This is a genomic window from Bradyrhizobium barranii subsp. barranii (assembly GCF_017565645.3).
GTDB classification, from domain to species: domain Bacteria; phylum Pseudomonadota; class Alphaproteobacteria; order Rhizobiales; family Xanthobacteraceae; genus Bradyrhizobium; species Bradyrhizobium barranii.
On sequence record NZ_CP086136.1, the window covers coordinates 9,640,006 to 9,654,747 of the forward strand.

At 62.4% G+C, this 14,742-nt stretch carries 12 protein-coding genes and 3 pseudogenes; 10 read left to right on the forward strand and 5 right to left on the reverse strand.

Annotation, left to right across the window (positions count from 1 at the left end; genetic code table 11):
- Nucleotides 1-161 precede the first annotated feature (161 nt).
- Nucleotides 162-620, reverse strand: coding sequence for a pyridoxamine 5'-phosphate oxidase family protein (locus tag J4G43_RS46740; protein ID WP_225005843.1), 459 nt, complete (start codon nucleotides 618-620; stop codon nucleotides 162-164).
- 67 nt (nucleotides 621-687) lie between these two features.
- On the opposite strand from J4G43_RS46740, the gene tnpA reads away from it, so the two are divergent.
- Genes tnpA through J4G43_RS46760 form a run of 4 tightly spaced genes read left to right on the forward strand, consistent with a single transcriptional unit; the run spans nucleotide 688 to nucleotide 3,711 of the window.
- A complete protein-coding gene (gene tnpA, locus J4G43_RS56265) occupies nucleotides 688-1,110 on the forward strand; it encodes an IS66-like element accessory protein TnpA (protein ID WP_018273743.1) in 423 nt (140 codons plus the stop codon).
- Nucleotides 1,107-1,463, forward strand: coding sequence for an IS66 family insertion sequence element accessory protein TnpB (tnpB, locus tag J4G43_RS46750; RefSeq protein ID WP_018273742.1), 357 nt, complete (start codon nucleotides 1,107-1,109; stop codon nucleotides 1,461-1,463). Before tnpA ends, tnpB begins: the two co-directional genes overlap by 4 nt.
- A 50-nt stretch (nucleotides 1,464-1,513) precedes the next feature.
- Nucleotides 1,514-3,064, forward strand: coding sequence for an IS66 family transposase (gene tnpC, locus J4G43_RS46755; RefSeq protein ID WP_035681142.1), 1,551 nt, complete (start codon nucleotides 1,514-1,516; stop codon nucleotides 3,062-3,064).
- The gene (locus J4G43_RS46760; RefSeq protein WP_063712394.1) at nucleotides 3,061-3,711 is read left to right on the forward strand and encodes a UPF0149 family protein; all 651 of its coding nucleotides are present in this window, start codon (nucleotides 3,061-3,063) and stop codon (nucleotides 3,709-3,711) included. The genes tnpC and J4G43_RS46760 overlap by 4 nt, the downstream gene beginning before the upstream one ends.
- 48 nt (nucleotides 3,712-3,759) lie before the next feature.
- Here the strand turns inward: J4G43_RS46760 and J4G43_RS46765 are convergent.
- Nucleotides 3,760-3,966: pseudogene (locus J4G43_RS46765) on the reverse strand (pyridoxamine 5'-phosphate oxidase family protein); the annotation flags it as partial.
- Between the two features lie 121 nt (nucleotides 3,967-4,087).
- Here J4G43_RS46765 and J4G43_RS46770 point away from each other — a divergent pair.
- The gene (locus J4G43_RS46770) at nucleotides 4,088-4,972 is read left to right on the forward strand and encodes a LysR family transcriptional regulator (RefSeq protein ID WP_208068779.1); all 885 of its coding nucleotides are present in this window, start codon (nucleotides 4,088-4,090) and stop codon (nucleotides 4,970-4,972) included.
- Nucleotides 4,973-5,118: 146 nt separating this feature from the next.
- Here the strand turns inward: J4G43_RS46770 and J4G43_RS46775 are convergent, their stop codons facing one another.
- A complete protein-coding gene (locus J4G43_RS46775; RefSeq protein WP_208088868.1) occupies nucleotides 5,119-5,538 on the reverse strand; it encodes a PaaI family thioesterase in 420 nt (139 codons plus the stop codon).
- 234 nt (nucleotides 5,539-5,772) lie between these two features.
- On the opposite strand from J4G43_RS46775, the pseudogene J4G43_RS46780 reads away from it, so the two are divergent.
- Nucleotides 5,773-6,949, forward strand: a pseudogene (locus tag J4G43_RS46780) (IS481 family transposase).
- A gap of 99 nt (nucleotides 6,950-7,048) precedes the next feature.
- On the opposite strand, the pseudogene pobA reads toward J4G43_RS46780, so the two are convergent.
- Nucleotides 7,049-8,217 (reverse strand): annotated as a pseudogene (pobA, locus tag J4G43_RS46785) (4-hydroxybenzoate 3-monooxygenase).
- 260 nt (nucleotides 8,218-8,477) lie between these two features.
- On the opposite strand from pobA, the gene J4G43_RS46790 reads away from it, so the two are divergent.
- From J4G43_RS46790 to J4G43_RS46805, 4 genes are all read left to right on the forward strand, one after another.
- On the forward strand, nucleotides 8,478-9,494 hold the full coding sequence (locus J4G43_RS46790) for a TRAP transporter substrate-binding protein (protein ID WP_208088869.1): 1,017 nt from the start codon (nucleotides 8,478-8,480) through the stop codon (nucleotides 9,492-9,494).
- A 234-nt stretch (nucleotides 9,495-9,728) separates the two neighbouring features.
- The gene (locus J4G43_RS46795) at nucleotides 9,729-10,238 is read left to right on the forward strand and encodes a TRAP transporter small permease (protein ID WP_014498282.1); all 510 of its coding nucleotides are present in this window, start codon (nucleotides 9,729-9,731) and stop codon (nucleotides 10,236-10,238) included.
- Between the two features lie 2 nt (nucleotides 10,239-10,240).
- Entirely contained in the window at nucleotides 10,241-11,560 is a 1,320-nt protein-coding gene (locus tag J4G43_RS46800; protein WP_071916741.1) for a TRAP transporter large permease, read from the forward strand.
- Between the two features lie 211 nt (nucleotides 11,561-11,771).
- Nucleotides 11,772-13,043 carry a site-specific integrase gene (locus J4G43_RS46805; RefSeq protein WP_210387414.1) on the forward strand — a complete coding sequence of 424 codons (1,272 nt, stop codon included), beginning with the start codon at nucleotides 11,772-11,774 and terminating at the stop codon, nucleotides 13,041-13,043.
- A 105-nt stretch (nucleotides 13,044-13,148) separates the two neighbouring features.
- Here J4G43_RS46805 and J4G43_RS46810 read toward each other — a convergent pair whose 3' ends face one another.
- On the reverse strand, nucleotides 13,149-14,687 hold the full coding sequence (locus J4G43_RS46810; protein WP_208088870.1) for a hypothetical protein: 1,539 nt from the start codon (nucleotides 14,685-14,687) through the stop codon (nucleotides 13,149-13,151).
- Nucleotides 14,688-14,742 lie beyond the last annotated feature (55 nt).

Sequence of the window (14,742 nt, forward strand, 5' to 3'; positions counted from 1 at the left end):
TTAAGAACGCCGATGCTTCGCATCGGCTATGGCGCTGGATGAGAGGTTCTCTCCGCCAATTGCGACGTGGGACCATCGCAGGCGGAGAGAAACCCCTCACCCGTCTCGTCGCTCCGAGCCACCCTCTCCCGCAAGGGGAGATGGTAACCGTGCGAGCCGGACTAGCTTTCGCTTGAAGGCAGACTCGCTTTTCCCTTCAATGCCGCCACTTCCGCTTCCAGCTCCGCGATCCGCTGGTCCCTCGCCGCCAGCGCTGCCGCGACATCCGGCGCATCGAACTTCTGCGGAATGTGCTGCGGGCAGTTGGTGTCCCACGCTGCGATCTTGAACAGGATCACCTGCTCCGGGCGCGCGCGGTACCCCTTGGGCATCAGCGACGTCGTCAGCGCCTCATCGTCCTCGACGACGCGCGCCTCGCCCCAGATCTTGACGCGGCGGCGATGGGCGTAGTCCATCACGAAAATATAGGCCTTGGGATTCTCGGACAGGTTTCCCTGCGTGATGTATTGCCGGTTGCCGGCGTAGTCCGTGAAGGCCAGCGTCTGCTTGTCCAGCACCTTCAGAAACCCCTTCGGGCCGCCGCGGTGCTGGATGTAGGGATAGCGGTACGACGACCCCACCTCGTTTAGGTGGACGGGATGAGCGAGACTCGCGCGTGGATTTGACAACGCGAGGGACGCTCGTTCCATGCATCAAGACAGACATCAAGACGGGCATGATGCCGCCTCCTATCAGCGGATCGAGGTGATCACAGGGGAGAGGCGACGGCGCAGTTGGAGCGATGCGGAGAAGGCGCGGATCGTGGCCGAGAGTGCCGATCCGGAGACGAGCATTTCCGAGGTGGCTCGACGCAACGGGGTGAACCGGGGACTGCTCAGTGTGTGGCGGCGCCAGGCGCGGCTCGCGTCGAGCGAAGCGCCGCAGTTCGTGCAAGTCAGGCTCGAGGCCGCCGTCGAGGCGCAGCCGAACGCGATCGATAAGGCGCATGTTCTGACGGATCCGGCCGAGCGGATCGAGGTGATGATCGCGGGCGCGACGGTGCGCGTGCCCGTCGGCGTCGACGCCGCGACGCTGGAGCGCGTGCTGGCGGCGGTGAGATCGACGCGATGATCTCTTTCGGTCCAATGGTCCGTGTGTTCGTCGCGACGCAGCCGATTGACTTTCGTAAAGGCGTTCATGGCCTTGTCGCGCTGGTAGCGGAGGGATTAGGCGGCAAGCCCTACAGCGGTGACGTTTATGTCTTCCGATCGAAGCGATCGGATCGTTTGAAGCTACTGGTTTTTGACGGCTCGGGAATGGTTCTAGCGACGAAGTGGCTGGAGAATGGGGGCTTTGCCTGGCCACCTGTTCGCGAGGGTACGATGCCGGTGACGGGGGCGCAACTGGCGATGCTGATTGAAGGTCTTGCGGAGTGGTCGCGTGTGGTCCCGAAGGTGACGAAGCGGCCGACGAAGGTTGCCTGAAGCGTCTTGTTTTGCTGGCGATTGCGAGTGCGTTCGTGTAGCTCTGCGATATGGCGCTTCGCCCCGAAGATCTCCCCTCTGACCCTGCGGCTCTTGCCGAGATGGTGCTGGCTTTCGAAGGCGAGAACGATGATCTGCGCGCAGAGATCGCCACGTTGAAGAGCCTGATCTTCGGCGCACGATCGGAGCGCGCGGCGATCGTCTGCGCCGAACAGATCGCGTTTGATCTGGAACGGACCGCCGGCTCACAGCTCCCGGCCAATGACGACAAACCGGACGCGCCGCGGCCGGAGCGGCGCAAAGCGAAGCGCAACATCGGCGCGCTGCCGGCGCATCTGCCTCGGGTCGAGCGGGTGATCGAGCCGGCGTCCACGCTGTGCCCGTGCTGCACGGGTCAGATGCATCGGATCGGCGAGGAGAGCAGCGAAGCGCTCGATCGGGTTCCCGCGTGGCTGCGTGTGCTCCGCACGATCCGTCCAAAATACGCCTGCCGCTCCTGTGAGGGCCCGATTGTCCAGGCCCCGGCACCGGCGCGGCTCGTCGAGGGCGGCATGGCAACGACGGCGCTGATCGCGCATATCGCCGCGGCCAAATATGCCTGGCAATCGACGCTCTATCGCCAGACGCAGATCCTGGCGGGTCAGGGTGTCGTCGTCGACCGTCAGACGCTGGCGCGCTGGATGGGGAGCGCGGCGTGGCTGGTCAGGGGCCTCTACGATCTGCAACTGAAGACTATGCACGGCTTCGAGCGGCTGTTCTGCGACGAGACGCCGATGCCAGTGCTCGATCCGGGACGCGGCCGCACGAGGATCTGCCAGTTCTGGGCGCACGCGACGGACGATCGGGCGTGGAAGGGGCCGGCGCCGCCGGCGGTCGCCTACGTGTTCGCAGGTGGTCGCGGCAAAAAGGAGATCGTGGCGCAGTTAGCCGGCTTCGAAGGCGTGCTGCAAGTCGACGGCTATGCCGCCTACGCCTCGCTGGCGGGCGATGCGATGATGTCGGGCCAGATCCAGCTGGCGTATTGTCTCGTTCACGCGCGCCGCAACTTCGTGAGGGTGCACAAGACGACGAACTCACCCTTCGCCGCGGAGGTCATCGAGCGCATTGCGGCCGTCTACGCGATCGAGGAGAGGATCCGCGGTCTCGATGCTGGGGAACGCCGCGCGACGCGACAGGCCGAGACGAAGCCGCTGATGGAGGCGTTGAGGGCCCGTCTGATCGCGGTGAAGGACGGGATCTCCCGCCGCTCGACGCTCATCAAGGCGATCGACTACATGCTCGAACGCTGGCAGGGCCTGACGACGTTCCTGGATGACGGGCGGCTCGAGCCGGACACCAACACGGTCGAACGATCGATCAGGCCAATTGCGATCGGAAAAAAGAACTCGTTGTTCAGTGGTGACGAAGGCGGGGGCGAGACCTGGGCGATACTCGCTTCGCTTCTTAACACAGCGAAATTGAATGGCCTCGACCCCGAGGCGTATCTCGTCGACGTTCTCGATCGCATGGTGAGCGGCGCCACGAAGACCAACCAGCTTCACGAACTTCTGGCCTGGAACTGGAAGGCCGCACGCGAAGCCGAAAAGCGGGCCGTGGCATGACGAAGCCGAAGCAAGGGCGGGGAACGCGAAAAGCACGCAAGACGACGATGGCGGACTATGCCATGTCGTTCGAACGGCTCGGGCAATGGATCAGCAAGCGCGCCAGGTCGCCGACGCTTCGGCATCCGCGGGCGACGTCGCTCTCCATGCTCGATGGCGCGGTGGCCGCGGTCGTCGCCGGGCCGGTCTCGATGGCGTCCGAGGAATGGGTGTGCCCGCTCCTCGGCGTAGATCCCGACGCCTTCAATCACGACACCGAGGAGTTCTCGGCAATCGCCGCCACGCTGATGCGCCACAACGCTATCAGCGAGACGCTGTCGACGAGACCGGAGAGCTTCGAGCCGCTGTTCGTGCGATCACCGGACGGCGAAGTCGACCCGCAGCCCTGGTGCATGGGCTTCTACGCCGTCATGAAGCTTCGGCTTCTCGTCTGGTCGCGGCTTCTCCCCCCGAATGGAACCGAACACCTTATGCTGCGGCCGATCTTGGTCCATTGCATCGACGACGCCGGTCGACCCTTGCTACCCCCGGCCCGGCGCACGCTGGGAACGCAGCCCATCATCCAAAACGCCTGGCGCAACATTCCAGCAACCGTCGAGGCCCTCCGGCAGTTCTGGATGCCTATACGCTTCAAGCGCGGTGCGTAGGCCGTCCGCACCAAGTCCGTGGCTCCGTGGGCCTCTCGTACCGTTTACGATGTAGGGCTGGCCATCGCCGGAGGCGGTGGCGAAATAAAAGCTGTTGGCGTCAGCCAGGAACGCCGCAAGGTTCTCGTCGACCTCGGTGCGCCATCCGCGCTGCTCGGCATGAGCATAGCCTTCGCGTGATCCCTTTCGGGTCTGGATCGATTTCACCGCCGGCGTGAACGCCACGTCGCTGGCGTAGGTGTGAGTTGCCGTCATCGGAACATCTCCTGAAATCCCGGCGCATCCCTGCGTCTTTCGCTGTCTAAGGTGGACCTTCCGGCGGGTAAAACAATCTGGCCACTTGACACTTTATCATTGCGATATATGCAATAATACCATGGACCGCCTCGAAGCCATGCACGTCTTCGTCACCGTCGCCGATCTGCGCGGCTTTGCGCCGGCAGCGCGCAAGCTGCAGCTGTCGCCATCGGCCGTGACGCGGCTGATCGCGGCGTTGGAGGAGCATCTCGGCGCGCGGCTGCTGCAGCGCACCACCCGGCAGGTGAGATTGACCGATGTCGGCACGCGCTATCTGGAGCGCGCGCGGCGCATCCTCGCCGATGTCGAGGAGGCCGACGGCTCCGCGCGCGAGGAGCGGAACCGGCCGAGCGGCCGTCTGGTGGTGTCGGCGCCCCTCGGCTTCGGGCGGCTGCATGTCTCGCCGGTCATGACCGATTATCTCAAGCGCTATCCGGAGGTCACGGCCGAGCTCAGGCTCTCGGACAACCTCGTCAATCTCGTCGAGGACGCGGTCGATGCCGCGGTGCGGATCGGCCATCTCGCCGATTCTTCGCTGGTCGCACGCCAGGTCGGCGAGATGCGGCGGATCACGGTGGCGACGCCGGGCTACCTGAAGCGCCACGGCGAGCCGAAGACGCCACAGGAATTGCTCGCGCACCAGACCATCGCGTTCGGCCCCTACGCCAATTGGCACTTCGTCCAAGACGGCCGCGATATCGAGTGGACGCCGACGCCACGTTTTACCAGCAACAGCGCCGACGCCGCCCTGCAATATGCAGAAGCCGGCGGGGGCATCACGCGGGTGCTGGCCTATCAGGCCGCGGAGGGCCTGAAGCGCGGGCGGCTCAAAATCGTGCTGGCGAAATACGAGCAGCCGGCGCTGCCGATCCATATCGTCTATCCGACCTCGCGTTTGCTGTCGGCCAAGGTGCGGGCCTTCATTGATTTGGTGGTGGAGACGGCAGAGTGGAAGTTTGGGTGATGGTCTCGTGTCCCGGACGCGCTGCAACGCGTAGCGTTGCTGCGCAGAGCCGGGACCCAGAAGGCCAGCGCATGGGCTGCGGATGGATGGGTCCCGGCTCTGCGGAGCGGCACTTCGCGCCGCACCGCGTCCGGGACACGAGATCTCTACCCCTTCTTCGGCACCACCCTGAACGTCCCGCTGGCCCGCGCGATCACGGCTTCGTCGGCCTTCACCAGGCATTGCGCGAAACAGATCGTCTTGCCGGTCCTGATCACGTCGCTCTCGATCGCGAGCCACTTGCCGATCTCGGCGGAGCCGACGAAATCGACCGTGAGCGAGATCGTGACGAACGAGGTGGTCCAGTTCGTCATCTGCGCGCAGCTACAGCCCATGGCATTGTCCGCGAGTGCGGCGATGAGGCCGCCATGGATCAGGCCGCGGCCGTTGGTGTGCGGCCTGGCGAGGCGCAGACCGATGATCACGGCCTTGTCGGTTTTCTTCGCGTAGAGCGGCTCCCACGGCTCGGTGAGCGGACTCTTGCGGGAAAGCGGCTCGAAGCCGTCGGGGATGTCGGTGTCGGTCATAGCGTGTCTCGCGTTGCTGGTTGGCGCCATTGAACGCGATGTGGATGACAGTTTCACCGCCTACAAAGTTTTAAACGGAATTTGCGCGGGTGTTTGAAATGACCTCCGGCGTTGCCTCACGAAGATTGTCATCGCCCGGCTTGATGTTTAGCCCGGACAGATCACTGACGGGTGTTCGGAGACATAGCTGACACATCAACATTGGCTGGATTGGTCCGATTCGGGAGGCCGTCCATGCCTTGGAGCGAGGTGTCAGTGATGGATCAGCGTCACGAGTTTGTGCGGCTGGCTTTGCAGGAGGGCGCCAACCGGCGCGAACTGTGCCGTCGGTTCAACATCAGTCCTGACGTCGGCTACAAGTGGCTGGCGCGCTGGCAGGCCGGCGATCGGGAGCTGGCCGACCGCTCCCGGCGCCCGCATGCGATGCCCAAGCGGAGTGAGGCTGCGGTCGAAGTAGAAGTCCTGGCTGTACGCGACAAGCATCCGGCTTGGGGAGCACGGAAGATTGCCCATTGCCTGAAGCGGGGCGGGCAGACGGTGCCTGTGCCATCAACGGTGCACCAGATCCTGTGTCGGAACGGCCGGGTCAAACCGAGTGAGAATGCGCCGCCCAATCCGGGCCACCGGTTCGAGAAGGAAGCTCCCAATCTGCTGTGGCAGATGGACTTCAAGGGCCACCTGCCGCTGGCCGACGGGACACGATGCCATCCGCTGACCATCGTCGACGATCACTCGCGCTACGTGCTGTGCCTGAAGGCATGTGCCGACGAGCAGCGTCTCACCGTGCAGAATCACCTGTCGACGACGTTCCGCTGCTATGGCCTGCCAGAGGCCTTCTACACCGACAATGGCTCACCCTGGGGCGATACGTCCGGCATTCGTTGGACCGGACTGAAGGTGTGGCTGCTCAAGCTTGGCGTCAGGGTGGTGCACGCCAGGCCATGCCACCCACAGGCCCGCGGCAAGAACGAGCGCTTCCATCGCACCCTGAAGGCCGAGGTGTTTGCAATGCGCCGCTTCCGAACTCTCCCGGAAGTCCAGCGCGCCTTCGACGCCTGGCGGCCAGGTCTACAATCTGGAGCGGCCTCACCAAGGCCTCGATATGCAGGTCCCTGCCGATCGCTTCCGGCCAAGTGCTCGCCCCATGCCGGCCCGCGTTCCGAACGTCGAATACGACAGCGGCGAGATCGTGCGCAGGGTCTCATCGACAAGACCCTACATCTCCTTCAAGGGACGCTTCTGGAAAGTTCCCCAGGCCTTCGCCCGCGAACGCCTTGCCATCCGGCCACTGGTTCGTGACGGCCACTACGGAATCTTCTTCGCCAGCTGGCAGGTCGCATCGATCGACTTGACCAATGGCCAACCTGTCAGTGATGTGTCCGAACAGGTGTCAGCCATGTCTCCGGACTAAACAGAAAGCGGGTGATCCAGTATCCCAGAGACGGTGACGTGATACGGAGAAGCCGCGGCGTACTGGATGCCCCGCCTCCGCGGGGCATGACAGCTGTTGTCAAAACGGCAGCCCCACATAGTTCTCCGACAGCGACGTCATCGCGGCCTGCGACTGCGTGACGTAGTCGAGCTCGGCGAGCTGGATGCGCCCGCCGATGGTGCCGGTGTCGGGGAATTTGTGCAGCATCGAGGTCATCCACCAGGAGAAGCGCACCGCTTTCCAGACCCGCGCCAGCGCCGTGGCGGAATAGGCATCGATGCCGGCGTTGGATTTCTCGTCGTAGAATTCGCGAAGTGCGTTCGACAGATAATGCGCATCGCTGGCAGCTAAGTTCGCCCCTTCGCGCCGGTCGGCGGCACGATGTGGGCGGCGTCGCCGCACAGGAACATCTTGCCGAACCGCATCGGCTCGGCGACGAAGCTGCGCAGCGGCGCAATGCTCTTCTCGATCGAGGGCCCCGTGACCAGACTGTCGGCGGCCTCCTGATCAAGCCGGCGCTTCAGTTCGTCCCAGAATCGGTCGTCCGGCCACTGGTCGACGTGGTCGTCGAGCGCGCACTGCACATAGTAGCGGCTACGGTGTGTCGAGCGCATGGTGCAGAGCGCGAAGCCGCGGGCGTGATTGGAATAGATCAGCTCGTGGCTGACAGGGGGCGTCTCGGACAGAATGCCGAGCCAGCCGAACGGATAGACCCGCTCGAACTCCTCGATCGCCGTGGCCGGGACGCTGGCGCGGCTGACGCCGTGAAAGCCATCGCAGCCGGCGACGAAGTCGCAATCGATCGTGTGGGTGACCCCGTCCTTGACATAGGTGACGCGCGGCCGACTGCCGTCGAAATCATGCGGCTGCACGTCTTTGGCCTCGTAGACCGAGGTGAGACCCGCGGCCTTGCGCGCATTCATCAGGTCGAGCGTGACCTCGGTCTGGCCATAGATCATGACCGTCTTGCCGGTCGCGGCCTTCATGTCGATGCGGTGACGGCGCCCGGAAAAGGCGAGCTCGATGCCTTCATGCACCAGGCCCTCGGCATGCGCCCGCGCGCTGGCGCCGATCTGGTCGAGCAGCGCGACGGTTCCCTCCTCGAGGAGGCCGGCACGGATGCGGCCGAGCACGTAGTCCGGGCTCTGCCGCTCCAGAATCACATTGTCGATGCCGTATTGGTGCAGCAGTTGCCCAAGCAACAATCCGGCCGGCCCGGCCCCGATGATTGCGACTTTTGTCCGCAATACTTGCTCCTCCCGATCCTGTAGGTTTTCGCCGCGGCTCGCTTGTCGCGTCGGTCCGCGCAAGATAATTATATCATATAATCGTTGGGCAAAAGGGGAGTGCGCCCGAGCAGCGACAAATCCATGCAACATGGCTGACGTAGATGACGCGGCGGCACGCCGCGCCAGTTCCGGCTTGAACGCGCCGGCAAATTAGATAACATGTTAATTAATGAGACCGGGCCATCGAAGCCCGCCGTCGAAACAGGGAGAGACGACCGATGAGGAAAGCCTGTCTGGCGTTGCTGCTGGCAGCAAGCGTGAGCCCCGCGTTCGCGCAGGACAAGACCTTCGATTTGAAGATCTCGCACTGGGTGCCGGCCTCGCATCCGCTGCAGAAGTCCCTGGAAGACTGGGTGGCCGCGGTGAATAAGGATTCCGGCGGCACTATCACGGGCAAGGTGTTTCCCGCCCAGCAACTCGGCAAGGCATTCGACCATTACGACATGGCGCGCGACGGCATCGCCGACGTCACCTACGTCAATCCCGGCTATCAGCCCGGCCGCTTCCCGATCGTCGGCGCCGGCGAACTGCCGTTCCTGATTTCGGACGCCAAAGGCGGCTCGATGGGCCTGGACGCCTGGTACCGCAAATATGCCGAGAAGGAGATGAAGGACGTCAAATACTGCCTCGCCTTCGTCCACTCGCCTTCGTCGTTCCATTCCAAGACGAAGAAGATCGTGATGCCGGAGGATGTGAAGGGCCTGAAGATCCGTCCCGCGCACGCCACCATGGCGAATTTCGTCACCTCGCTCGGCGGCACCAATGTGCAGTCCTCCGCGCCCGAAGTGCGCGACATCATCGAGCGCGGCGTCGCCGACGGCGTCACCTTCCCCTGGGGCTCGCTGGTGCTGTTCGGCATCGACAAGGTGACTAAGTACGACATGGAGGCGCCGCTCTACACCACGACCTTCGTGTTCGTGATCAACAAGGACAAGTACAACGCGATGTCCGACAAGCAGAAGGCCGCGATCGACAAGAACTGCTCGACCGAGATGGCCGGCGTGGTCGGCGAGCACTGGGGCAAGTTCGAGGACGCCGGCATCGACAAGGTCAAGGCGGAAGCCGGCCACGAGGTCTACAAGCTGACGCCGGAACAGACCGCCGCCTGGAAGAAGGCCGCCGATCCCTTGGTCAAGACCTGGGGCGAAGGCGCCAAGAAGGCCGGCGCCGATCCGGACGCGGCGCTTAGCGAGCTGAAGGCGTCGCTGAAGAAGTACAACGCGCTGGCGGAGTAGCGCCAAGCTGCGGCCGCGGCCGGCTCTCTTCTTCCCCCTCTCCCCGTCCTTACGGGGAGAGGGTTGGGGTGAGGGGCCGCTTCCGCAGAAATGGTGGCAGCTCGATTCGCGGAGAGTCCCCCTCACCCGAATTCGAGCGACGCTCGAATTCGACCTCTCCCCGCAAGCGGGGCGAGGTGAAGTGCGCGGCGAGACCGAGATCAAACAATGACAGCACACGACGTGACACCTCCCATGAAGCGCTCCTGGATGGACCGCATCATCGACACGATCGAATGGATCGCGGCCGGCTTCGTCGGCATCGTCGCGCTCGACATCTTCCTGTCGGTGCTGCTGCGCAACACGCTGAACTACTCGATCCCCGACTCGTTCGATATCGGCCGCATGCTGCTCGGCATTCTCATCTTCTGGGGCATCGCGGCGACGTCCTATCGCGGCACCCACATCACGGTCGACCTTGTCTGGGGCAATGTTGGGCCGCGCTATCAGCGCTGGATCGACGTGTTCGCAACGCTGGTGCTGCTGTTCGTCGTCACCGTGCAGACCTGGACGCTGTTCGACAAGGTGCGCGGCACCTACAACGACAATGTCCAGACCTTCGACATGCACATGCCGACCTGGCCGTTCTTCGCGGTCGCGTGGATCGGTGATGCCGCGGCCGTGCTGCTGATCGCGATCCGCACCTACCGCCTGATCTTCCATCCCGAAGACATGCACGATCCCAAATTGAAGGCGACGGAGTAATCATGAGCACCGATGCCGTCGCCTTAATCGGCTTCGTTTCCCTGTTCGTCCTGATGCTGCTGCGCGTGCCCGTCGGCATGGCCATGGGCCTCGTCGGCGTGACCGGCTTCGCCTATCTCGTCAACGGCACTGCGGCGCTGAAACTGGTCGGCCAGACCTCGATGCGTACGGTCACCGACTACACGTTCGGCGTCATCCCGATGTTCCTGCTGATGGGCTCCTTCGTCAGCAATTCCGGCATGAGCCGCGAGCTGTTCCGCGCCGCCAACGGTTTCGTCGGGCATCTGCGCGGCGGGCTCGGCATCGCCACCGTCGGCGCCTGCGGCGGCTTTGCCGCGATCTGCGGCTCCTCCGTCGCGACCGCCGCGACCTTCTCCGCGGTCGCCTATCCCGAGATGCGCCGCTTCGGCTATCCGCAGTCGTTCGCCACCGGCGTGATCGCCGCCGGCGGCACGCTGGGCGCGATGCTGCCGCCATCCACCGTGCTCGCGGTCTACGGCATCATCACCGAGCAGGACATCGGAAAGCTTTTCATCGCCGGCATCATTCCGGGCCTGCTGGCAATGACCATGTACATGATCACGATCTTCCTGATCGGTCATTTTCGCCCGGACTTCCTACCCAAGGGCAAGGTGCTGCCGTGGCGCGAGCGCTTTGCGGGCCTGAAGGACATCTGGGCGCCGGTCTTGCTGTTCGTCTTCGTCATCGGCGGCCTCTACGGCCTGCCGTTCCTGCCGCGCTTCACGCCGACGGAAGCCGGCGGCGTCGGCGCCGCGGGCGCCTTCATCATCGGCGTCGTCACCGGCCGGCTCGACCGCGAGAAGATCTTGGCCTCGCTGCTGCAGGCGACGCGCACCGCGGCCGCCGTGTTCACCGTGCTGATCGGCGCGCTGATCTTCGGCTATTTCCTCACGGTGACGCAGACGCCGCAGAAGGTCACCGAATTCCTCACCGGCCTCGGCCTCGGCCCCTACGGCGTGCTGGCGCTGATCATGGTGATGTATCTCGTGCTCGGCTGCCTCATGGACGCCATGGCGATGATCATCCTCACCGTGCCGATCATTTTCCCCGTCATCACGCATCTCGGGTTTGATCCGATCTGGTTCGGCGTCATCATCGTGATGACCGTCGAGCTCGGCCTGATCCATCCGCCGGTCGGGATGAACGTCTTTGTCATCAAGAGCGTGGTGAAGGACGTTTCCTTCTCCACGATCTTCAAGGGCGTGATCCCGTTCGTGGCGACGGATCTGGTGCGGCTGGTGATTTTGATCGCGTTCCCGCTGCTGGCAACCTGGCTGCCGACACGGATGATGGCGCACTAGTGAACGCCTACGGCGCGACGCGCTGTTGTCCCCTCTCCCCTTGTGGGAGAATTTTGCATTTCCTTGCAGCGTCTTGCGTAAACCGGAGGACTTCTAACCCCCTGATATCCATAGTAAATTCTGCACAGTCCTGAAGCGGGGCGCAAGAGGTTGCACCCCGCACTTCCCGACACCGGGCCGGACACTAAAACAAACAGGAATGTGCAAGATCATGGCGAAGCCCCGTAACTATTCCCTTGAAACTCCCACTGCTCGATTGAAGCTCGATATCCGGAAGAAGCCGCACTGGCAACGGCTCGGCCCTGGCCTCTCGCTCGGCTACCGACGCAACGAAGGCGCAGGCACTTGGTCGATCCGCGCTGCCGATGGCCAGGGAGGCGAATGGCTGAAGAAGTTCGGCATCGCCGACGACTTCGCCAAGGCCGATGGCAAGGCCGTCTTCAATTATGGCCAAGCGGTCACCGAAGCGCGCAAGCTGGTGCGCGGCGGCGACGAGGACGAGGTCGAAGAGGAGCAAGGCAACAAGCCGGTCACGCTCGGGATCGCCATGGACCGCTACAAGGACGATCTGGTCTCGCGCGGCGCTGGCGCGAGCAACGCGACCACCCCGAAGGGCCATCTGCCCGCCGCGCTCTTGAGCAAGCCGGTCCCGCTGCTCGACTCCCAGGAGCTGCGCAAGTGGCGCGATGGCATGCTGGCGAAGATGGCCCCGGCCAGCGTCAACCGGTACTGCAAGGTGATCAAGGCCGCGCTCAATCTCGCCGCCAAGGCCGACCGGCGCATCAAGAACGAGCACGCCTGGACGACCGGCCTCCAGCTGCTGCCCGATGCCAACGAGGTCAACAACGTCATCCTGACCAATCCGCAGGTCATCCGCTTCGTCGGGGCTGCCTATGCCCACGACGCGAAGCTCGGCGAGCTCACCGACGTGCTGGCGCAAAGCGGGGCGCGGCCCTCCCAGGCCGCTCGCCTCTATGTGCGGGACCTGATCGCGCACAAGACCGAGCCCCGGCTGATGATGCCGAAGTCGGCCAAGGGCGGCGGCCTCAATCGGACCAGCAAAAAGGTCGAGCGCTATTCGGTCCACATCACCCCGGCCCTGGCGGAAAGGCTGGCGAAGGCGGCGAAGGGTCGGCCCGCGAGCGCGCCGCTCCTGGTGCGGAGCAACGGCAAGACCTGGGGCGTCGATGGCAAGGGGGTCTCGGACGACTATCGCGAGGACGTTGCCGAGGTCGTTAAGGCCATCGGCCTCGATCCGGACGAGGTCACGCTATACGCGCTGCGCCATAGCTCGATTGTCCGCAACCTGCTGCTCAACATTCCCATCCGGGTCGTCGCGGCAAGCCACAACACGAGCGTCGCGGAGATCGAGCGGACCTATTCGAAGTTCATCACCGAGCATTCCGGCAACCTCTCGCGCCGCGCCTTGCTTGATCACGAGGCCCCACAGCCCGCCGATAACGTGGTTCCGATGGCAGCTTGATTGCCTCGCAATCCAGGCGACCCGTCCGGGAAGCACCTGGCGGTTTTTCATGCGGAACCAAACAAAGGTTGGTTGGCGGAACTGGCTCGCTTCGCAGCGAAGGGATCAATGCGCTCTTCCGCCAGCGTAATTTTTGACAATCCTACCTGCCTCGCTCTGGTTTAATCCGTTTGCTACCAGAGCGTCACCAATTTGCGCGGCATAGTCGCTGGAGCTCCAGGGTTCTCTTTTCGTAGGACAAAAACTGCGATCTGCGACCGATCCGTTGTCAGTTAGCGCAATGATAACGCAATCACTGAGATGAGGGGCGAGATAGGAAATACCATCTCCCGCCTTAATAAATAAGCGAAGAGGAACTGCCCCGTTAAGCTCGCCCTTGTCCTTTTTCTCGCGAAGCTCCTTCGGTGAGTAGCCAAGGAATGCGATCTTCTGTTCGTCAACCGGCGTTTTCTCCCTGCAGGGATCATCGGATTTTCTTTTTGATTTCTTGTCCAGCAAATCAACCAAGCCGCAAAGCGAGTCTAAACGTCCATATTTCGGCGCTATGATCTCTTTCGCCGTTCGGTCAAATCCGACAAAGGACATAACGTAGGCGACTTTCGACTGCTTCGAGACCAGCAATGATTGCGCGTATGAGACGAGCAAATAGCCATCGCAATAGCTTTGTACGAGCGTGCCAGTAACCGGCAAGCCGTCCTGCTCGCCAGGAGCAGAGATACGTCCAACTACATTGCCACGGTCAGCGCGTAACTGAACGTCATACTTGAAAGTTACGATAGGATTTGGATTGCATCCGCTATTGCTGCTTCCAATCAAGAGCAAAATGAATTTCGACACGTAAACGTCGGCGGAACTGTTATTTGAAATAATGATGTCAAATTTCACGCTACCAGGATCGTCTGAACTGAGTTCTGTGATGCGGTCTATCGAAAAAAGCGGACTGCGGGTAAGCCTCGCCTCGGCACTGCTTCCGATTGCAATAGTTGCACGGTAAATCTCAAAGTTATCAGCAGAGATGACCAAGCTCACGTCGCTTGATGACATATGCTCCATTTTGTTTAAGAACAACCGCAATAGACCGTTGTCATCGTATCTCGCTCCAACGATGGTCCATGCTATGAAACCGGTTAGGTCAATCAACAGCGTGCTTGGAACGGTGGGCGTTGCGATGACTTTGAGATCAACAAACGCATCAGAGCTTTGCTGTCCTTGCTGCCCCTTGACGATGCTGGCTTGGCCATCCTTGCTCGCCAGTTTTGCCGGAGCGTCATTGCTGGAGAGCGGCCTGCGAAATTCTTGTAAGGCCTTGAGCTTTTCTTGAGTGTTTAGATCCTTATCTTTCATAATGATCGTGCAGAATACATACGCCAAATAAGCGTCGTTTTGCGCCGCGAAGAATTTATCATTCGTTTGGTACAATTCTCTTCGAGCGGCCTCCACCTTTCCCCCTAGCTCCGCGTTCCCAACCAAGCTCGAGAGGAATTTTGCTTTGCCTTCAAGGTCCCCTTTAATGCTGGAGGAGCTTTCAGTTGTGACCGGCAGTTGCGGCGGATTTCCGCAGGCGCTCTGGTCTTGGCCATAGCCAGGCGACCCACCGAGTACAAAAAAAAGAAAGACTGTAAGTAACCTTGTCCTTGCTAGCATATGGCGCCTCGGGCGAAGGTGTAATATAACGCAACCTAAGAGCAGTGGGTATTCA